At 62.1% G+C, this 20,934-nt stretch carries 10 protein-coding genes, 1 tRNA gene and 1 pseudogene; 1 reads left to right on the top strand and 11 read right to left on the bottom strand.

Going from position 1 to position 20,934, the window contains the following annotated elements; translation table 11 throughout:
- Together ACI38B_RS03215 and dapE are read right to left on the bottom strand one after the other, a co-directional pair.
- Window positions 1–1,781 (bottom strand): annotated as a pseudogene (locus ACI38B_RS03215) (Rne/Rng family ribonuclease); the annotation flags it as partial.
- A gap of 430 nt (window positions 1,782–2,211) precedes the next feature.
- A complete protein-coding gene (gene dapE / locus ACI38B_RS03210) occupies window positions 2,212–3,369 on the bottom strand; it encodes a succinyl-diaminopimelate desuccinylase (protein ID WP_439729528.1) in 1,158 nt (385 codons plus the stop codon).
- Between the two features lie 429 nt (window positions 3,370–3,798).
- Between dapE and ACI38B_RS03205 the strand changes: the two genes are divergently transcribed.
- On the top strand, window positions 3,799–4,743 hold the full coding sequence (locus tag ACI38B_RS03205) for an AEC family transporter (RefSeq protein ID WP_029575764.1): 945 nt from the start codon (window positions 3,799–3,801) through the stop codon (window positions 4,741–4,743).
- 41 nt (window positions 4,744–4,784) lie between these two features.
- Here the strand turns inward: ACI38B_RS03205 and ACI38B_RS03200 are convergent, their stop codons facing one another.
- The 9 genes from ACI38B_RS03200 to ACI38B_RS03160 form a co-directional block, all read right to left on the bottom strand.
- Complete coding sequence (locus tag ACI38B_RS03200; protein WP_439729497.1) at window positions 4,785–6,278, bottom strand: Maf family protein; 1,494 nt, start codon at window positions 6,276–6,278, stop codon at window positions 4,785–4,787.
- Window positions 6,279–6,427: 149 nt separating this feature from the next.
- The gene (thrB, locus tag ACI38B_RS03195; RefSeq protein ID WP_439729527.1) at window positions 6,428–7,426 is read right to left on the bottom strand and encodes a homoserine kinase; all 999 of its coding nucleotides are present in this window, start codon (window positions 7,424–7,426) and stop codon (window positions 6,428–6,430) included.
- Window positions 7,427–7,572: 146 nt separating this feature from the next.
- Window positions 7,573–8,880, bottom strand: a complete 1,308-nt coding sequence (locus tag ACI38B_RS03190) for a homoserine dehydrogenase (protein WP_439729496.1) — start codon at window positions 8,878–8,880, stop codon at window positions 7,573–7,575.
- Between the two features lie 240 nt (window positions 8,881–9,120).
- A complete protein-coding gene (locus ACI38B_RS03185) occupies window positions 9,121–10,749 on the bottom strand; it encodes a diaminopimelate decarboxylase family protein (protein ID WP_439729495.1) in 1,629 nt (542 codons plus the stop codon).
- Between the two features lies 1 nt (window position 10,750).
- Window positions 10,751–12,547 carry an arginine--tRNA ligase gene (gene argS / locus ACI38B_RS03180; protein WP_439729494.1) on the bottom strand — a complete coding sequence of 599 codons (1,797 nt, stop codon included), beginning with the start codon at window positions 12,545–12,547 and terminating at the stop codon, window positions 10,751–10,753.
- A gap of 125 nt (window positions 12,548–12,672) precedes the next feature.
- Entirely contained in the window at window positions 12,673–14,052 is a 1,380-nt protein-coding gene (locus ACI38B_RS03175; protein ID WP_439729526.1) for an amino acid permease, read from the bottom strand.
- 286 nt (window positions 14,053–14,338) lie between these two features.
- Complete coding sequence (locus ACI38B_RS03170; protein WP_439729493.1) at window positions 14,339–14,725, bottom strand: RidA family protein; 387 nt, start codon at window positions 14,723–14,725, stop codon at window positions 14,339–14,341.
- Window positions 14,726–15,009: 284 nt separating this feature from the next.
- A complete protein-coding gene (locus ACI38B_RS03165) occupies window positions 15,010–19,170 on the bottom strand; it encodes an LPXTG cell wall anchor domain-containing protein (protein ID WP_439729492.1) in 4,161 nt (1,386 codons plus the stop codon).
- Between the two features lie 1,691 nt (window positions 19,171–20,861).
- Window positions 20,862–20,934: transfer RNA gene (locus tag ACI38B_RS03160), tRNA-Arg, on the bottom strand.

Genomic DNA, 20,934 nt, shown 5'->3' with positions numbered 1-20,934 from the left:
CCGGCGAGCGTGACCTGCGAGGTCAGACGCGCACCCTTGTGGCCGATCGGGTCCTTGGTGACCTGCACGAGCACCGGATCGCCGGATTTGAAGGCGAGCTCGATGCGGCGCGGCTGACCTTCGAGACGCGTGGTGTCCCAGTTGACCTCGCCGGCGTACAGGACGCCGTTGCGCGGCTGGCCGATATTCACGAACGCCGCCTCCATGCTCGGCAGCACGTTCTGCACACGGCCGAGATAGATGTTGCCGACGGTGGCGACCTCCTGGATGTCGGAGACGTAATGCTCGACCAGCACATTGTCCTCGATCACCGAGATCTGCGTATGGTGGCCGCGCTCACGCACCACCATGAGCCGGTCGACATGCTCGCGGCGGGCGAGGAAGTCCTGCTCCATGATCTGGTTCTGGCGGCTGCGTTCACGACGGTTGTCGCGGCGGCGCTGCTTCTTGGCCTCGAGTCGCGTGGAGCCTTCGACATCGGTGATCTCGTCGATGTACTGCTGCTTGCGGGAGCGGCGGACCGGCTCCTCGGTCTCCTCCACGCCCTTGCCGGAACGGCGGCGACGGCGACGACGGGTGACCGTCGTATCCTCGTCCTCGTCACGATGGCGGCGACGCACTTCAAGGATCTGCTCGTTGTCGTCCTCGGACTCCTCACGGGACGACCGACGGCGGCGACGACGGGTGCGGGTGCCCTGGGCGTCCTCATCGTCATCGGCATGGTCGTCGTTGCGCGAGCCGTCGGCGTTGCGATTGCCGGACATCACTTCGGTGATCGGGGTATAGGCGATGTCGTCATATTCGAGGTCTTCCTCGATCTGTTCAACCTCCGCGGCCGCACGACGCTCCTGCGCATTCAATCGGCGGGAATGGCGGCCGCGACGCGGTTCGTCCTCTTCCCGATCGTCGGCGGCGGACTCGTCACGACCATCACGACCGTCACGACCGTCACGCGAGTTTGCGCTCTGATTGGAGCGTTCGCCATCGCGTTCCGCATCGTCTTCGCCACGGCTGCGACCACGACGCGAGCGGGTACGGCGGGTACGGCGAGGTTCGTGTTCCTCGTCACGTTCATCACGCGCGTCTCGCGCATCACGACGGTCGGAATCATCCCCGGATTCCATGTCTTCGGCATCCGCGGCGGATGTCGCGGAAGACTGACGCGACGGCAGAACCGGCTCCTGGAAGAGTAGGGACGTCATCGGCTTGGAATGGCGACGCGTCCGAGTGGCGGACGGCGCGGCGTCCCCATGCTCGTGTGACAACGAATCAAGTGCATCTTGAACGCGCTCTTCCGGAGTTTCCGCGTCGGCTACGCCATGGCCACCCAGTGCGGCCGTATCCGCAGCAGGCTGCGCGGACGGCTCATCCTCGGCCGCGATACGGGCGCGACGACGGGACCTCGTTGAGGTACTCTGCGACCCGGCCGCACGGGAAATCCTGCGACGGCCACGGTGCAGCGCGTGCTGTTCCCCGTCCATCTCGGCATCTTCCGCTCCGTTGTCCGCGGACGCGGTATTGCGCGCGGGAGTCGAATCAATCACCGGTTCCTCGAACAACGGCTTGGGATGCTCCTCAACCTTCAGCGCAAGGTCCGCGCCTGCGGCCCCCGCGCCACGCACGACACGACGGCCTCCGCGACGCCGGCGAACCGGGGCAGAGAACGTCTCAGACGAAGCCGCCTGATGCTGTGCCGATGCTGGAGTCGTGTTGGTCTGCTGCTGCGCTTCGCGGGATTCATTCGAATCGTCCGCAAAGCCCTGTTCTTCTGTTCTGGGCACAATGCTCCTCGCGATATGCTGCAGCCATATCGCCTTTTCCCGGCCCCGCACAGTGGTCACACCGCGCTCTCACCGCGGCCGCGCACCATTCGCGCCCATACGGGGCAATGCATACAAAAGTCTAGCTGCGCGACGGCGGACACCGGCGCTCGCATTGGCCACCATAGCCGGATTGCGAGGGGATCGACGCCATCAAACGCATGACGGCTGTTGCAGAACCGTCACACTCAAGTATGACACAAAAAATGCGAAGCTCGCGCACAAGTCGGAAAATCGGCGGTATTGTTCGCGCTTGCGGCGATTATGTCCTGGTCACGCGCAAATACGCCGGGATTGCGCTGAGCGCACACTGAGATCGTGCAGGGGTTTTGCGGCGATTACTCGGTGACTACTCGGGGAATGCACGGAGCATGTGCGGGCCAACGCGGGGCTACGCCAGCCAATCCAGCAGGATGGATGCCATACGTGTCAATTCGCTGGCAGCAACCTGCTCATCATGCTTATGGGCGAGCAGCGGGCTGCCGGCCCCGAGATTGACCGCCGGGACGCCGAGCTGAGCGAAGCGCGCAACATCAGTCCACCCAAGCTTCGCCTGCGGATCGCGGCCGGTGCGGTCCTTGACCAACGCGGCGAGTGAGGCGGCGAGCGGATCGTCCATACCGGGGCGTGCGCTCGGCGACTCGTCCTTCATCTCAATACCGAAGCCCGCAAACATGCCGCCGGTCGCCACATGCTCGCCGTTGCCCAGTTCGGCGCCCGCGTCCGCACCCATCATCAGCGCCTTCGCCTGCACAATCGTCTTGTCAGGTGCGAAACGGTAATTGACATGGACGCGGCATTCATCGGGAATCACATTCGTGCCTTTGCCGCCGGAAATCAGTGTAGCGTTTACGCCTTCACGATATGTCAGCCCATCCACGGTCACGTCCTGCGGCGTGTAATCGTTGAGCGCGTTGAGAATCGCCGCGGCTTTGTGGATCGCGTTCGACCCCATCCATGCGCGGGCCGAATGCGCCGCCACACCGTGCGTGATCACATCGAAACGGATGGTTCCGTTGCAGCCGCCTTCGATGCCACAATCCGTCGGCTCGCCGATCACTGCAAAATCACCCTGGATCCAATCAGGATGGCTTTCTGCGACCTTGCGCAAACCGTTCTTCTCCGCCGCGACTTCTTCATGGTCGTAGAACACGAAGGTGAGATCGTATTTCGGATTCTTGAGGTTCGCCGCGAGATACAGCATCACCGCATCCGAGGCCTTCATATCAGTGGCACCGCGGCCCCACATCACTCGTTCGCCAGGATAGGCGGCGGCGATGTCCTCGCGGATCAGCGGATCGCCTGGTTCCAACCAGCGCGGCGGGAAATTGTCGATCACCGGGACCGTGTCCAGATGCCCGGCGAGGACCACCCTGCGTTCCCGGCCCAGATTCGTGGACGCGACCACGGTATCGCCATGCCGCCGCACCGTCAGATGCGGTTGGCGGGACAGGAACGCCTCGACTTCGTCAGCCAACGGGCCTTCGTCGTCACTGACGGAATACCGGTTCATGATATCCGTGAACATCCGCTCGATTTCGGTACGCATCCGCTCGGTCTCGCTGTCGTTTCCACCGTTATCCGTCATTGTCATGTCATCCTCCGTCAATCAGGGAAGGCCAATCGGGAAGATCGGCATGCGCCTCGCAACCCACGCCACCGCCAATACCCGTCTATTTCGTCATGTCCCATCATCGCAAAGGTCATGGATGCCTGCACGGAATGTCTCAGATTCCCGTTTTTCCAGTGCGTTTACTGGCGCCCTGCATGCGATGCCCGTGATACGAGACCATGGGCACGCGTCACACCGCAAAGGCGGATACTGGAGTCGAGACGCACGCCGGAAGGCCATCGTCGCCGATGACGCTTACCATGCGAAACGCGGAACCGGCATCGCAACCGTGTCCGGATAGCGGACATGCGGGCCGCAAGGCTTGGAGCGTCAGACAGGACAAACAACAAGACGGGAGAGGTGGGAATGCCAGGTTTACTGAGCGCCATGGAGGGATTCTGCGTGATCGGCATCGTGATCGCAGTCGGGTATGTGGCCGCCCGCATGCAGATCGGCGGGTCCAGCGCGCAGATGGTGCTCAACAGGTTCAGCTTCTTCATTTCCAGCCCCTGCCTGATGTTCGCGATTCTGTCCAAGGAGAAGATTTTCGCGATTTTCCATTCCTCGATTTTCGTGGCGTTTTTCTCTGCCATGCTTGTCGGGCTGGTGTTCCTGATCCTCAACCGGCTGTTCTTCCACATGAAAGCCGCGGACGCGACCATCGGCGCTCTCAACTCGCTCTACCTCAACTCGAACAACATCGGCCTGCCAATCGCCACATACATTCTCGGCAATCCCGCACTGGTCGCGCCGATCCTGGTCATGCAGCAGGCGATTTTCACCCCGGTGGCGCTGACCGTGCTAGATGTGACCACCAAGGGCGAGGTATCTATGAAGCGCATCCTGTCGCAGCCGTTGCACCAGCCGCTGCTCATCGGATCGCTCGGCGGAATCATCGTCTCGGCGATCACCGCGAAAACCGGACATTTCATCATTCCTGACTTCATCTACGACCCGATCAACATGATCGGCGAATCCGCGGTACCGATGATCCTCATGGCCTTCGGCATGTCGTTGCATGGCACCAAGCCGATGCAGAACAAGAGCGACGTGCCGGCGACCGTCACCGTCGCCGTGCTGAAGAACATCGTCATGCCGATCATCGCGTTCCTGCTGTCGTACTACGTGATGGGCTTCCGCGGCGCGACCCTGTACGCGTGCGTGGTGCTCGCGGCTCTGCCGACCGGCCAGAACGTGTACAACTATGCGGCGCGTTACAACGTGGGACTCACCTTCGCGCGCGACGGCATCCTGCTCAGTACGCTGACCAGCCCGATCTTCATCGCAATCGTGGCCGCGCTGCTGTCCTGAATTCTGGTGCTACCTCAGCCCCAGTTCTTGTGGCAGTGGCGTCAGCGGCCTTGGTTGGCGGCGGACAGGATGTGCAGACGGTCTGAGAAGCGCTGCCAGTCGGTGCGCATCGCGGTCAGGAGTTTGCGGTCGGTCACTTCGTCGATCGGGATCCAGGCGATTTCCATGCTTTCATCGTCGTTCGCCCGCAGATGCACCTCATGACCGGGCTTTTCGAAGGCGAACACCGTGGTGTACGCCCACGGGCCATGGTCCTCGCGGTAAGAGCCGACCACCTCGATATCTTGCGGAGTGATGTTCGCTTCCTCGAAGCTCTCGCGCAACGCCCCTTCAATCGGCGTCTCGTTGTCGGCGATTGCGCCGCCCGGAATGCCCCAAGTGCCGCCTTCCGCGCTCCACTTGGCGCGATGTTGCATGGCCACGTGCGTGACCTCGCCCGCAGCATCCCGCCGGGCGAGCAGGATTCCCGCAGCCCCGTGCGTACCCCAATGCCGGCGTCCGCACGCGCAGGAAACCCAGCCATCACCGGGCTGGTGCACATTCTCCACCGGAGGTGGGGTGCTGTCGGGGTGCTGATCCAGTTCTTCCGGATTCGGAGCATGCGGTTTGACATTCCACAGATCCGTCCAGCTGATATCAAGTTTGCTGACGAGACGACGCAACAACGGCAGGCTGATGCCGATGACACCATGCGGGTCGCCATCGATCCGGTCGATAAACGCGCCGCCGAAGCCCTCCAACGTGAACGACCCGGCGACCTCAAGCGGCTCGCCGGTGGCGATGTAGCGTTCGATGTCCTCGTCGGTGTAATCGCCGAAATATACGACCGCGCGGCTCGCATCCTGGACCGCCCGGCCAGTGGCGAAATCGATAACGCAATGGCCGGTCCACAGCTCCCCGCTGCGCCCGCGCATACGGCGGAGGCGTTCTCGTGCCGTAGCTTCGTCATGCGGCTTGCCGTAGCATTCACCGTCGAACAGGAACATCGAATCACAACCGACAATCAACGGGCCGGGGCCGGAACCGTTCAGCCCTTCACTGCCATTGACCGGCGTGTCGATCGGTTCGACACGAGTAGGCGGGGTGATACCGGAAAAATCGCGGGTGATGGCGCTTGAGACCACCGAAGCCGGTTGGCCAGCGGCCGCGTCGGATGAGCCGGATGCGGCAGACGCACCGGATGTGGCAGGGGTTGCTGCAGCGTTAGCGGAGAGTTCTTCATCCGCACGACGTTGCGCGCGCACTTCTTCGGCTTCAAGCGGGTAGGCGATCACACGCTCGCCCCTCGCCGCCTTCGACGTGTCAGCGACCGCACGGTATGCTTCGTAGACCGCATTCGCCTTTGCACGGGCGAGGATGGCGACACGGTGGCCGACATCAAGCCGCTCGACGGGCACGCTGAGCTTGCTGGCAGCCTGTTCCAACGCGGCAGGCTCGTCAACATGCGAGACCTTGATGGTCGGGCAAATCCCGGCGGCGTACAGCACGTCACGTCGAGGCTTGGATTGGGAAGCCAGAATGATCGATATCGTCATTGTTCATACCTCCGATTCGATTGGCGCCGAAGCCGCCTCCAGGTGTGCACGTATTTCCCACGCATATCTGCCATATTCTGCCGTCGTGGCTGGCGCGAATCCGAACCGTCAACAGGGACAGGACACGACATTGGGCGGGCGATGCCGGATCAGGCGCGCCGAACGGTCACGCCGGTGGTGTTAACCGTCAGATGCAGCACACGCCAATGCCCGGAAGCCAGCTGGTCTCCGGCGATCCGTTCGATGTCAGCGCGGGCGTCGCCGTAATGCAGCACCAGCACGCACGGACCTGCTCCGGACACCGCCGCGGCATAGCCGTGGTCGCGCAGCGATTCGATCAGTTCCCATGAGGGGGACATGAGGTCTTTGCGGTATGGCTGATGAAGGCGATCCTGGGTGGCGCTGAACAGAATGGCGTTCGCGTCAAGGCTGCCATGCAGAACTCCGGGATTCATGGCCCCCGGCAGCAGGCCGACGCGGGACACATTGAACACCGCGTCATGGTAAGGCACGGATGCAGGCAAGGCCTGACGTGCCTTTTCAGTGGACAATTCGTAGTCCGGCACGAACACGGAAGCGTGGATGTTCTCGCTGACCGGATAGTTCACGGTGTGGAATCCGCTGGAGAGCGGCTCACCTCCCGGCACGCGGGTGGAGCCGACGCCTTCCGGCGTCTGGTAATCCCAAGACACCGTCAAACCGCCATACACAGCCGGCGCAACGTTGTCGGGGTGGCCTTCGATGGTGGCGGCCAGTTCGAACACCGCGTCACGGTTGAGGTCGCCTTTCTGGGCGAATGCCGCGGCGGCGGAAATGCCGGCCACAATCGCCTCGGCGGATGACCCCATGCCCCGAGCCTGTGGGATGCGGTTATGCGCTTCAAGCGTGAAACCGAGCCTTTCCAATCCAAGCGTGTTGCACGCTTTACGGAATGTGGAAACCACGAGATTCGTCTCGTCACGCGGCAGCGTGTCTTCCCCCTCGCCGTCGATGAGTACGGTGACGCTGTGGTCGTCGGCGTCGTCCTTCAATGTGAAGGTCAGCTCATCGTAATAGTTGAGCGCCAGGCCGATGGTGTCGAATCCGGAACCCAGATTCGCGCTGGTCGCCGGTACCTGAACATGAACTTGCTTGGCTACGGGGATCATGGTCATCCTTCCGCGGGCGGTGGGGCATGTGTGCCGCCTGATCCGCCGATTGTCGGTTGTGCGTTGGTTGTGGAAAATCTCGGATGCCGGCCGACGTGGCGTGCACGATCAGCCGGCATCGGCGCCGCAGGTTGCGCGGCTTCGGTTCAGTCGAGCACGCGCAGGATGGACGGCTCGCCGGAAACGCATTCGAGCTTGCACACGGCGTCCACGGTCTTGCGCAGGGTGACCTCGTCGCACAGATGGGTGACGATGCGCAGCTGCTGCAGCTCGCCCGAATAGCCCGGATCATGCTGCGTGGGCTGGAGGTCTTGGTTCACACCGTTGATGGAGATGCCGTGGTTCGCGAATTCCTCGGCGATTGAGGCGAGTACGCCCGGCTTGTCGTGGATGAGGAAACGCACGGCGAACGCCGCCTTGGACGCGTCCGCCGGGGCAAGCGGCAGGGTGTTGTACGTCTGGATGCCAGTAGCGGTGGTACCGGACACGATGTTGCGCGCGGCCATCACCACGTCGCCGACAACGGCGGAAGCGGTAGGTGCGCCGCCCGCGCCACGGCCGTACAGCATGATGTCGTCGGCTTCCTTCGCCTTGATGAACACGGCGTTGAAGCTGCCGTGCACGGATGCGAGCGGGTGGTTTTCATCGATGAGGGCCGGGTAGACGCGTGCGGACACACCGGCTTCGTTATGTTCGACGACGGCGAGCAACTTGATGACCTTGTGCTCGGCGGTCGCGGCGGCGATATCGGCCGCGGTGATCTTGGTGATGCCCTCAACGGACACGTCGTCAATGCCGACCTGGGTGTGGAATGCGAGCGTCGCCATGATGGCGGCCTTGTTCGCGGCGTCATAGCCTTCGATGTCACCGGTCGGGTCCGCCTCGGCATAGCCCTTCTCCTGCGCCTGGTGCAACGCCACGTCGAAGTCGAGGCCCTTGGTGGTCATCTCGTCGAGGATGTAGTTTGTGGTGCCGTTGACGATGCCCAGCATGCTGTTGATCTTGTCACCGGCGAAGGATTCGCGCAACGGGCGCACAATCGGGATTGCCCCGCCGACCGCGGCTTCGAAGAAGATGTCGACGCCGTGTTCCCGTGCGGCCTTGTAGATTTCCTGGCCATGCTTGGCGAGCAGCGCTTTGTTGGCGGTGACGACCGAGGCGCCAGATTCGATGGCCTTGAGCACGAAGGTGCGTGCCGGCTCGATGCCGCCGATCAGCTCGATGACGATATCGGCGCGGGTGCACAGCTCCGCGGTGTCGCGAGTGAGCAGGGACTGGTCGATCCACGGGTCGCTGACCGGGTCAAGTGTGGCGATGCCGACGATCTTATAGTCGCGGCCAATGCGGTGAACCAGCTCGTCATGCTGCTCGACCAGCAGACGCGCGGTCTGCGAGCCGACGGTTCCCGCGCCAAGCAACGCAATGCGAATGGGGGCTTGATTGTCTTGTACCACAGTGGATCCTTCCCGTGAGCTCGCAGCCACTGCACCAGATGCCGGCGGGGCCGCGATGCGTCGTCATCATCCTTGCCCATGGTACCGGGACAAGCTGACGTTTCGCCGAATATGCGTGCCATGCGACCTGTGACTCGCACCGCAGCCGGATACCGTTCACGAACCGCAATTGCGACGAGGGCCGCACCGACTTCCACGGTCGATGCGGCCCTCATACACTCCCGATGACGATCCGGGCGATCAGCCCAGATCGTAGCCGAGCAGGTCGTCGATGGTCTGGCGGCGAAGCATCACATGCGCCCCGGACGAGCTGACCGCCACCACTGCAGGGAACAACGCCTGATTGTAATTGCTTGCCATCGCTCGGCCATACGCGCCGGTCACGGGGACGGCGAGGATGTCGCCACGCTTGAGGTCCGCCGGCAGCTGGCATTCATGCACGAGGATGTCACCGGACTCGCAGTGGATCCCGACCACGCGCGACAGCATGGTGTCGGCGCTCCCCCGCCGGTTGGCCACGCGAGCCGTGTAATCCGCGTCATACAACGCCGGGCGGATGTTGTCGCTCATGCCGCCGTCCACCGACACGTAGGCGCGTTCGCTAATCGGCGAGCCGTCCTTCGCTGTGGTGCCTTCGGGCAAACCGACGTGCTTGATGGCGCCGACGCGGTACAGGGTCACGCAGGTCGGGGCGACAATCCAGCGCCCCGGTTCGAAGGAGATGACCGGCATCGGCATGCCGAGCGCACGATTGATAGCGGTGACCGCCGAAGCGAGACGCCCCAGCTCCAGGTCGATGTCCATCGAGTCCTCGCCTTCGGTGTACGCCACCGAATACCCGCCGCCCAAATCGACTTCCGGCAGCGTGTAGGCATCAGTCGCGTAGAAGGTCTTGCGCAGCAGCATCATGCGCTTGGCCGCCTCGATGAACGCGTTCGCGTCATGGATTTGCGAGCCGATATGCGAATGGATGCCGACGAGTTCCAGATCTCCGGGATACCGGTACAGATCCTTCAACACGGCAAGCGCCGGACCGCGGGCGACCAGGTCCATGGCTTCGGCGAGCGCGGCGTCCTGCTTGCTGATGCCGGATGCGTCGAGGTCGTAGGGCGAGCGCATATCATATTGCAGGTCGCGCTGCCCGCTGTGTCCCACCGTATGGATGTCCTGACCGGTGTGCGCTGTGGCGTCTGCACGGCTTGGCGTGTGTTCGTCCTCCTGCGCAATCAGGTCGTCGAGCACATTGAGCGCGGATGGGTCAGTGCCGGCGGGCAGCAGGGACATACCGAATTTCTGGTCCTCGTGCGCGGTGGAAATGTATTCGTGGCCACCGGCGTGGATACCGGTGGTGACGCGCAACATGACACGTGCGGTTTTGCCCAGTCGGTGGGCGATGCGCGCGATGCGCGCCGGCTCGTCAGGGGCGTCAACCACAATCTTCGCGAAGCCCTCGCGGATGGCGAGTTCGATTTCCTCATCCGACTTGTTGTTGCCGTGCAGCACGAGGCGACGTCCGGGAACGCCTGCGGCGAGCGCGATGCGCATCTCACCCATCGTGCAGGTGTCGACCAGCATGCCGGCGTTTGTTACCAGGCGCAGCACTTCTTTGGACATGAACGCCTTGGCGGCGAAGCTCACGTGGGTGGTGGCGTTGGGGAACGCGGTGGCAGCCGCATGAACGAAGTGGTGCGCGCGGGCATCGATGTCATCGGTGTCCATCACGTACAGCGGCGAGCCGAACTCGTCAATCAGTGATTGCGCGCTGCGGCCGTGGAAGGTCAGAGCGCCGTCACTGTCGATTGAGCAGCCTGCCGGCCATACCTGGCCCAGTCCTGCAGTTGGCGTGGTTGGTGCGTTGGATTCAGTCATATCACATCTTCTCCGGTGCGCTGACGCCCAGCAGGTCAAGGCCTGCGGCGATGACGGTGCGGACGGCGTCGTTGAGCTTCAGACGCGCGGCGGCGCGTGCCGGTTCGGGGTTCTTGGCGATGCGCAGGGCCTCGCGTTCAGCTTCAGGCTTGCGCTCTTCGAGGTCGGTCAGCGGCATCGGCACGACGCGTTCGACGTTGTACCACTTGTGGTATGCGGCGGCGAGCTCCTCGAGATAGTGGGCGATGCGGTGCGGGGCGCGCAAATCGCCGGCTTGGGCGAGCGTGGCCGGCCACTGGGCGAGCGCGGCGAGCACTTCGCCGTCGGTCTCGGTGTCAAGCAGGGCAAGGTCGGCGACGGTCGGGTCGATCTGAGCCTCGGCCGCATTGCGGTCCACATTGCAGCTTCGGGCGTGCGCATACTGCACGTAGTACACCGGGTTGTCGTTGCTGTGGGAGGCCAGGAGGTTGAGGTCAATGTCCACACTCGTGTTGTAATCGGTGCGGGCGAGCGAGTAACGGGAGGCGTCCACGCCGATTGCATCGACCAGATCGTCAATGGTGACGACGTTGCCGGCGCGCTTGGACATGCGCACGGCCTTGCCATCCTTCATCACGTTGACCAGCTGGCCGATGAGGATCTGCATGTTGACGCCCGGCTTGTCGCCGAAGGCAGCGCACATGGCCATCATGCGGCCGATATAGCCGTGATGGTCGGCGCCCAGCATGTAGATGGCCACGTCAGCCGGGTCGGTCTTGCGATGACGCTTGTTGTAGTAGTAGGCGATATCGGCCGCGAAATACGCGTAGTTGCCGTCGGATTTGATGATGACGCGATCCTTGTCATCGCCATGTTTAGTGGATGCGAACCAGGTGGCGCCGTCTTTTTCGAAGATGTCGCCCTGTTCGCGCAGCTTGGCGATCGCACGCTCGACCTCGCCGTCCTGATACAAGCTGTTTTCGTGGAACCACACGTCGAAATGCACGCGGAAGTTCTTCATGGATTCCTGAATTTCAGCGAACATCATCGGGACCGCGCGCTTGCGGAACTCCTCGCGCTGTTCGGAATCGCCTTCGCCGAGCGGCTCGCCGTCTTCGTTCTTCCCGCCGTCGACACGTGGCAGGGCGAGGATATCCACGCCGTCGGCTTTCGCCTCTTCAATCACACGCTGGGCGATTTCGTCGATATAGGCACCCTTGTAACCGTCTGCCGGGGTTTGTTCGCCGTGGGCCGCGGCGACCAGAGACTTGGCAAAGCGGTTAATCTGCTCGCCGTGGTCGTTGAAATAGTATTCACGGATGACTTTGGCTCCGTTGGCTTGAAGCACGCGGGCCATGGAGTCGCCGACCGCCGCCCAGCGAGTGCCGCCGATATGAATCGGGCCGGTGGGGTTCGCGGAGACGAATTCCAAGTTGAGCGTCTGACCGGACAAGTGGTTGTTGCGGCCGAACTGCGCGCCCTGCTCGAGAACGGCGTCCACGACCGCCGCAGCGGATGCGGAGTCAAGCGTGATGTTGATGAAGCCGGGGCCGGCGACCTCGACGGCGGCAATGCCGTCTGCCGATTGCAGGCGCGCGGCGAACAGCTGCGCCAAATCGCGCGGCTTCATACCTGCCTTCTTGGCCAGTTGCATGGCGGCGTTCGACGCCCAGTCGCCGTGGCTACGGTCCTTGGGGCGCATGACCGCGAATTTCTCGACCGGCGGGATGAGATCTTCGGTCAGGCTGCCGGCTTCACCGGCTACGACCAGATCATGGGCAATATCGGAAATGAGTTCACTGAGCGCTTCTGGATTCATTCTTCAAAGTCTAGCGAGGGCGTTGGCCAAGTGCCGCCGCAACCGCCGCAATCGCCGTCATCGCGCATTTGAGCGTGGCCATCGCGGACAATCTACAGGCCGGACCGTCAGACGACGTCCGGATGTCAGACGACATCCGGGATGTTTTCCTCGTCGTGCCGGTCGCTGCCGCGCGTCAGGCGCGCCCGCAGATAGTACACGCCGTAGCACAGGGCTACGAAGGGAATCATGTACAGCAGCGTGGAGCGTTGCGACGGGTCGGCAACCACCAGAACCAGCGCGAACAGGCACATGGCGATCGCGATAATCGGCACCGCCGGGTAGCCGGGGGCATGGTAGGCGAGCGAATCAACGGTTTTCCCGGAACGTTTGAGTTCGCGGCGGAAGAGGATATGGCACACCGCCACCGACATCCAGACGACCAAAGTCGCCAAACCGGAAATCGCCACGAGAGCAAGATAGACCGTCGAGGCGGCGACCACGCTGGACAGGAGAGCGAGCAGACCGCCTGCGAGACTGACCAGGACGGCGAAGACCGGAACCCCATGGAAATTCGTTTTCGCGAGGACCTGCGGAATCATCCGTTCCTTGGCGAGCGACCACACCATGCGCGAGCAGACGTACAGTCCGGAGTTCGCGGCGGACAGCACCGCGGTCAACACGACAAAGTTCATGACATCGCCGGCGAACGGCATGCCGATGCTCTGGAACACCAACACGAACGGGCTGGTGTCCACGCCCGACTGTTTCCACGGAATCAGCGCCGCCATCACGGCGATTGACCCGATGAAGAAAATCGCCAGGCGCAACACCGTGGTGTGTACGGCTTTCGGAATCGCCGTATCGGGATCTTTGGTCTCTCCCGCCGCGACGCCGACGACTTCAGTGCCGGAGAAGGCGAACACGACGGTCAACAGTGTGGAGAACACCGGCAGGACCCCGTTGGGGAACCAGCCGGAACGGTAGTAGTTCGAGAATAGGGGCGCGTGGCTGTACCCCTTAATCGGGATGATGCCGAAGATCGCCAGCAATCCGATGATGATGAACGCGACGATGGCGAACACCTTGATGCTGGCGAACCAGAACTCCGATTCGCCGTAGAGCCTCACGGACAGGATGTTCAACGTGAACACCACAAGGATAAACAGGGCGCTCCACACCCATGCGGGCGAGTGCGGGAACCAGCGCTGCATGAGCAGGCCGGCCGCCGTGAATTCGGAAGCGAGCGCCACCGCCCAGTTGAGCCAGTACAGGATGGCGATGGTGAACGCGGTACCCGGCCCGATGAACCGGCGTGCGTACAAGTGGAAGCTGCCGGCATACGGCATGGCGACCGACAGTTCACCCAGAGAGAGCATCACGCAGTAAACCAACACCGAACCGATCAGGTACGCGAGGATGGCGCCGAGCGGACCTGCCTGGTGGATTGTGTACCCGGAGCTGAGGAACAGGCCAGTGCCGATGACACCGCCAAGCGAAATCATCGTCAGATGGCGTGATTCCATATTGCGTTCAAGCTGGGTATCTTGGGCGGAGGAACCGCTCCGACCGGCGTGCTCCGGCGCGTCCGCCGTATGGACGGATTCGTCTGCGGTGTGTCGCGATACGGGTTCACGTTTGGTTGTCACAGTTCTGCCTGATGCTCCTGTTTACGGTGTTCTGGCGAATGCGGCGGGCGATGTCCATGCTCGTCCGCCGCCCCCTATCATGTGCGGTGCTCTACGCCACCACCGTAGCGTCCGGGCGGGAGAACGCCCGGACGCCCCGACGGTGCGTGATGGCCCCGATGGGTTACAGCGCAGCGATGGCGTCGATTTCCACCAGCGCCCCGGCAGGCAGATCATTGCCGCCGAACGCCACACGCGCCGGCTTGATGTCGCCGTTGAACACCGCGGCGTAGGCGGCATCGATCTCGTGGAAATCCTCGACATGCTTCATATAGATGGTGGCACGCACCACATGCGCGATATCGGTTCCCGCGGCTTCAAGCACGTGAGCGATGTTCTTCAACGCCTGCGCAGCCTGTTCGCCTGCTGTTTCGCCCGCAAGCTTCCCGGTGGCCGGATCGAGCCCAAGCTGCCCGGAGGCGAAGACGAAGCCGTTCGCCTTGACGGCTTGGCTGTACGCACCAAGCGCAGCCGGGGCATGTTCAGATGTGACCTTGATCAGTTCGCTCATGTGGATTGCCTTCCCTGTGACATGTTGTGAAGCACGCCGGCCGATCGCCGGACGGCACGGTCTGGTCGCGTTGTCGCACAGTCTGACCACGAGTGTTCCATGGCAGAACCGGGCCGTTGGCGCTCAGTGTACTCCCGGCGCGATCGCCGGGAGCGTCACCGTTTCACCCCCTGATATGCCGATTCCGCCCGCCCGCGCCAATCCGGCATATTGCGAACCGGAGCGACTCCAAATCGCCGATGCCCGGCGTTTCGGACGCCACCGGCATCACCGTGTCACCGGCATCACTGGTGTCGGCGGCGAATCACCGTCAAGGCGAACATTGCCGCTGCGGACGCCGCCGCGAGCGAACCCAAGGCCGCCACTGGAACGAACCCAGCGCCGGTATTGGCTAGCACGGTTCGCTTGCCGTGCCAGAAATCCTCGGCACGCACAGTATCACCCCTGCATACGCCCTCCTGCTTGACCGCCGGTTGATCGTCAAAGGGGTTGTCGTCCACCAACGGGCAGGTCACCACCGTTGACGCGGTGACTGTGGCATGGTCCGCGTGGTCGCCATCCACGCCCGTGAGCACACCGGTCACATCGACGGATTGCCCGGGTTCAAGCACCAATTCGTCCCATTTTGCCGGATACCGCCATGCTCCGACCGACGCTTTGCCGGTCGTGACGGTATCGTTGAGCTGCAATCCGGTCACCGGCACGTCTCCCACATTGCGAATGCGGAACACCAGCGTCGTTTCCTCCCCAGTGATCGCGAGTGCCTGCTCGGCGGTGTCACGGTCGCCATTCTGCTCGCCTGAGGCCTCGTCGAATTTCACCAGCTCGATTGCACCACGCTCATAGATGGTGCGCGTCCACACCTCGTTGGATGCCCGTTCGACCCCGTTGACGGTTTCCGTGAACCCATTGGTGATGTGCTCTCCCGGCAGGATGCGTTGCATCTGGATGAACATCGTCCATCCCGCTGCATGGTCCCGGCCTCCTAGCACGCGTGCGCCCCGCCCTGTCAATGCGATGCGCATGGTACCGGATTGCTCACGGACGTCAAATAGCGGTTCGCTCTTGCCGTCGGTACCGTCCCCGCCAGATACCGCATCGACCGGTGAACCGCCAGACAGCTCACCATCCAGATGCCGTTCGATGATATCTCCCGCCGCAATCGTCTCGCCGTCGATAACCACGTCATGCCGCGCGACGACCGCCCACTGGCCGAGATACACATCGTGCAGCTCATCATAATCGTCATCGATACTCCACGAAGCAATGTCGTATGCCCGATTGGCAGGCAGGTCCGAAGAATCCAGCCGATACAGGAATGTGGTATGCAACGGCACATCGGCGCCATTAACACTCTCCCCACGCATGGCGATGACCACGTCTTTCGCCGGATTCACAGGCTGCAATGGGGTGATGACCGTCCGCGTATCCGTGCGGATGCTTCCGGTGACTTGGGTGGCGGTGTTGCGCACCGTGACACCGTCGTCGACCGCGGTGACGGTCATCGGCAGCACGAGCTCGTACCGCTGCCCGAGCACCTGTTGGTCGATTGACGGGTCTGCATGCGGGTCAAGCGAAGCGGATGCGTAGACTTTCAGATCATCCGGCTGCCGGGCGGTAATGACCCGCCCCGTCGTACGATCCACCGTGTCCACGGTCGCGAAGAACGCGTAGAGCGCACCTCCCACGTCCTGGATGTTGAAGGCCTTCGTGCAATCGTTGCCTTGTTCGTCGGTTATGCTGATGCGGTCGGCGTCAAGGGTGAGATAGCGTTCGTCGTAATCGTCAATGACGCCCAGACGCTGAACGGCATAGGCGCCGGATTGCAGATCGGACGCGTCAAGCATGACCCGGTAGTAGATGGTGTCTCCTAGCAAGGCGGTCCGCCCGTCAATGACGATGCTCGCGTCTGCCTGGGTCACGGTTTTCTCCGGAGTGATGCGCGGCGGCTCGATCACGACTCGGTTCGACGGGGTCACACTATTGTTAAGCCCAAGCGTCCATTGGTTGCCGATAAGCCGATTCGCCGGGGCATGCTCAGACACGACACCATCGAACTCGACCAGCAATTTGGGTGCCGTCTGAGTGTTATTCCAGGTTCTGTCGATTGTGGCACGGTTGAACACGATACGGAACCGGTGATTGCCCCGATCCCAATCCACGGTGTAATGCTGCCGTCCGAACACGGTGCCGGTCGCCTTGTCGCGAACGATGACGCTGTATTCATCCGGTTCGAGATACCGGTCGTATTCATCCACGACTTCGACATGCTCGAGCCGATATCCAAGCCCCGTTTCCGGGGTGATGTCAGCACTGAGCGCATAGGTGACGCGCTGTCCCGGCATCGCCTTGGTCTGATCGATCGATGCGCGATTCCCGCCGTGCGACGCGTGGGCGAGCACCTGCTTGTTCGCGGGAGGCACGTACGCGCACAACGGCGGTCTGTTCGCCTCGACGCGGTGCGCGTTGACCGTGTGCGACCCATCGGCACTGAACGCTGCGCCCTGCGTCTGCGAGCACAATTGCATGGCCTGCCCGTCCTTGGCTTGGTAATCCTTGCGCGCCTGGACCGCGCCCTTGCCGTGCGCCAGATTGATTCGTCCCGGCACCAGCAAGGTGAGTTGGCGATGGGAGCCCAATCCTTGGACTGACTTGAGATAAGCCGGCGAGGCGACCGCACTCGCAGTGCCGTCTTTGATGCTGATGGTGAATTCGCCCGTCACGTCCTTACCCTTGCGCGCGATATCGAACACGCCGGATGCCCGCTCGTGTGCCGTATCCGCCTGATACACGCGGACCGCTGATTCACCGTCCGGGTCGAACAGGTAATCCGCCTGCGCCCAGCCGGTTGTCAGCTCCAGACGTTGCGGGGATTCAACCAGATGAGCCGGGATGGCGGCATTGGTGGCGACCGCCACGGCGTCGCCGTCCAGTAGCGAGCGCCCGGCGGCTCCGACCGCATTGCCATGGTCGGGGTCGATGACCGCATCCCATTCGCCGTCATCACCGCGCAACGCCCATACCGTATCCGGTTGCGGTTTCCACGTGGGGAACTGCCGATCCTCAGTATTCTGCCCCGGCTCATCATTCCAATGCACGGTGGCGATGTCTTTGACCGATCCGTGTCCCGGCGTGCTGACCGTGACGTCGAATGAGAAGCGGAGGGCATGGTCCTGCGGCAACATGCCCGTCCCTGCGGACCATTGCGCGCTGATGGTGTGCGCCTCCCTATTCCAGTCGAAGGTGAATTCGGCGGTACGATCGGTTCCGTCGGTCATATCGGAAACCTGATAACCGCCTACCTGATACGACGTGTCGCCGGGCGTAATCGTATCGACGATGCCAAGGCGGTAGCCTCCACGTCCGGTTCCTGTCACGATATTCGTGCGGTTGGTCATGCCGTCGGCGCTCACCCCGTCGTCGATGCTCTTGGTCGGGGCGGCCGGGGCTCGCGACCCGACGCGGAAGCTTTCAGATGCCTGCCGGTCTTCAGTGTTCACCACTGCGGCCATCCAGCCTTGTTTCGGCACGACGACGTCGAACCAGTAATTGCCTTCCTGCCAGCCGTCCCATCCGAAATCAGCGGGCACGAACTGCGGCGACTTCCCGGTTCCCGCATTCGGCACTCGCATGGTTTTGCCGATTGCGCGGGCAGGATGAATGCCGGCGGGATGCCCGTCATAATTCAGGAAAATTTGTGCGTCCAGCTGTTCGTTGACTGGTGAGCCGCCTGCATTGGTGACAATGGTGTCGTGAACCGGCGCAGTGTCACCGACGCTCATGCCCTCCGGAGCCTGCTGCTGCGTAGTGACCGAAAGCGGATACTGTGCCGTCGGCTGCAATTCGTTGGCCGCAACACACACCACCTGGACTCCAGCCGGATACGCGCGACCGGTCGTTTCAATCTGCTCGTTGAACTGGTATCGCAGCCGGTTAATCCAGCCACCGTCCCAACCAATGAGGTCGTTGCCCAAACCGTCGGCTGCGAGCCTGCCCCAATTCGTATCGAAACGCGCGCGGAAATCCCGTGGATTGGTGCCATACAGATTCTTGTTCTTCAATGACAGCGCGACTCCCACGACACGCGCTTGCGTCGCTTCGCCATCGCTGCGATCCGCGATGGCATGCGAAACCGCGTCACGGCATGACCCGTAGAATTTCGGCTTGTTGCCTGCCCATGTGGACAGCACCCCGCTGCGCACCAAGGACTGGTATGCATGATCGATTGACGCTTCACCCCACCCCTGTGCCGGCGTGGAACCATACTGTTTGTTATCGAACAGGAACAACGCGTCATTGTCGGGCATCGGACCGCCTGATCCGGATATTCCCGCGCCCTGCGAGCCTATGCCCGCCATGGCGATGCCAGGCGAGATGGCAAGTGTCATCAATGCAATGACCAACGTCACCGCTGTTATCGTGACGAATCGAAGTCGGTTCATCATTCCCCCCAAAACAACAGAAAGCACAACGCCGGAACGCCGCCGCTTTCACTATTCCCCAATGGGCTTGCATTCTCCGGTGCCGGCACGCTCCCCGCCGTATACCAGATGAACGGTCATGGCCCGCCGCGAGCCGCATCAACCGCATTCGGCTCCCCTCAAGCCTCATATGCCGGCAGACGCTCGGATTCGCGAATCGGACGGCAATCCCCGTTGCCGCCAAAACCCTTCATTCGCCAGCCTAGCATATCCACACGCCGGACACGACACTCGCCGGAATACAGTCACTCGCCGGATGCGACCCAGCGCACAACCCGCCACACATCACCGGACACCGCACACACCACCAGGCACAACCCGGCACACACAACCCGGTGCACACCTCACCGCGCATTCCGACACACACCGAGTACCCCGCCAAATCTCAAGTCTCTGCAATCCCGCGGAATCTCAGAGATTTTCGGAATCCAATCTCAATATCTCGCCGCCGAAGCCCGATTCCGCGAGTTTTTCAGATTCCCCACCCGACATCACAGACGGGCAGCAGTCAGGAATCGTTGGAATTCCGGGAATTTCTCAATCCACTCATCTCCCCCGATCTGCCGCCAAATCTCAATATCTCACCCAAACAGGCGTTCGTCATGAGTTATTGAGACATTTTTCGAAAAAACTCTCGGCAACCAAGGCCGAACGGGAGAAATTGAGACCACGGCATGGCACACCCCGCTGATTGGCCTCGCAGCGGTGAGTCAGCCATCACCATCAGGAATATCCCAGTTGCCGCCCAAGGCACGCAGGACAACGCCAGCGGCACGCGGGGACAACGAGTGCATGCGAAACGCGGCTGTTCGAGTGCTGCCGAACCCAAGAAACATCACCCTCGCGAAAGCAGGCGCGTCGTGTAGTAATCAATCGGGAGTGGGACGTCCCGCGTAGATGACTGGATACGTATGTTCTCCCGCGCGACTGATGGGAGAATACTCGCAGACCGGCCGTAGACAGGTGAACTCCCGGTTTTTCGCGGGAGATCAGCCACGAATATTCAAATCCGGCGAATTCTCCCGATATCGGCTCCAACGCCGGTTATCAAGAATCGCGGAATTCCAACCATTCCCATGGGAGATCATCTCGTAAGAAACCGAATCGCACTGGATTCCCGCACCTCGCGCGGGAGTTCAGACACAGATTCCGGCATCCGCCGAATTCTCCCGCAAGTCCAATCGACAGACCAGCTGTGCGTGGGCGTGGTAGGGCATGGTGAACTTGCCCCATGTCTTCGCCGGCTGCCGGGAACGCAGCTGAGCCCACCGCGTGACCAGGGCGTTGTCAATCGCATGTATGCCGAGACATGCGCCGCGCGCCGCAAGCAGGCGCACGGAAGCCTTCGTGTACCGGTATCGCGGCGCCGCGTATGCCCAGACATACGTGAACCGGCAGATACCAAGAAATGCCGCCGATTTTCTGTGCCTTCCATCAGGTCGCGTATGTCACCGCATACGCAACTAGACAGAACGCATCTCAAGCAAGAACGCCCGTGCCCATACGCCTATACACCTTGGTTCCTATCTGCTTTGATTCCGATATACCGAGCATGACTGAATGGCTTGACTGAAGAACATGTCAAAAGGCGTATAGAAAAACACGCCAGAAACGAGTGAAGCCGCCGCGCAACACTGGCGCGACGGCTTGTTCTGTGGGCTTGATGGGATTCGAACCCACGACCTTCTGTTCCGGAGACAGACGCTCTATCCACTGAGCTACAAACCC

The organism is Bifidobacterium sp., from assembly GCF_051876855.1.
Lineage (GTDB): Bacteria > Actinomycetota > Actinomycetes > Actinomycetales > Bifidobacteriaceae > Bifidobacterium.
Note: the sequence above shows the minus strand (reverse complement) of the source record. Positions and strands in the feature narration are given on the sequence as shown.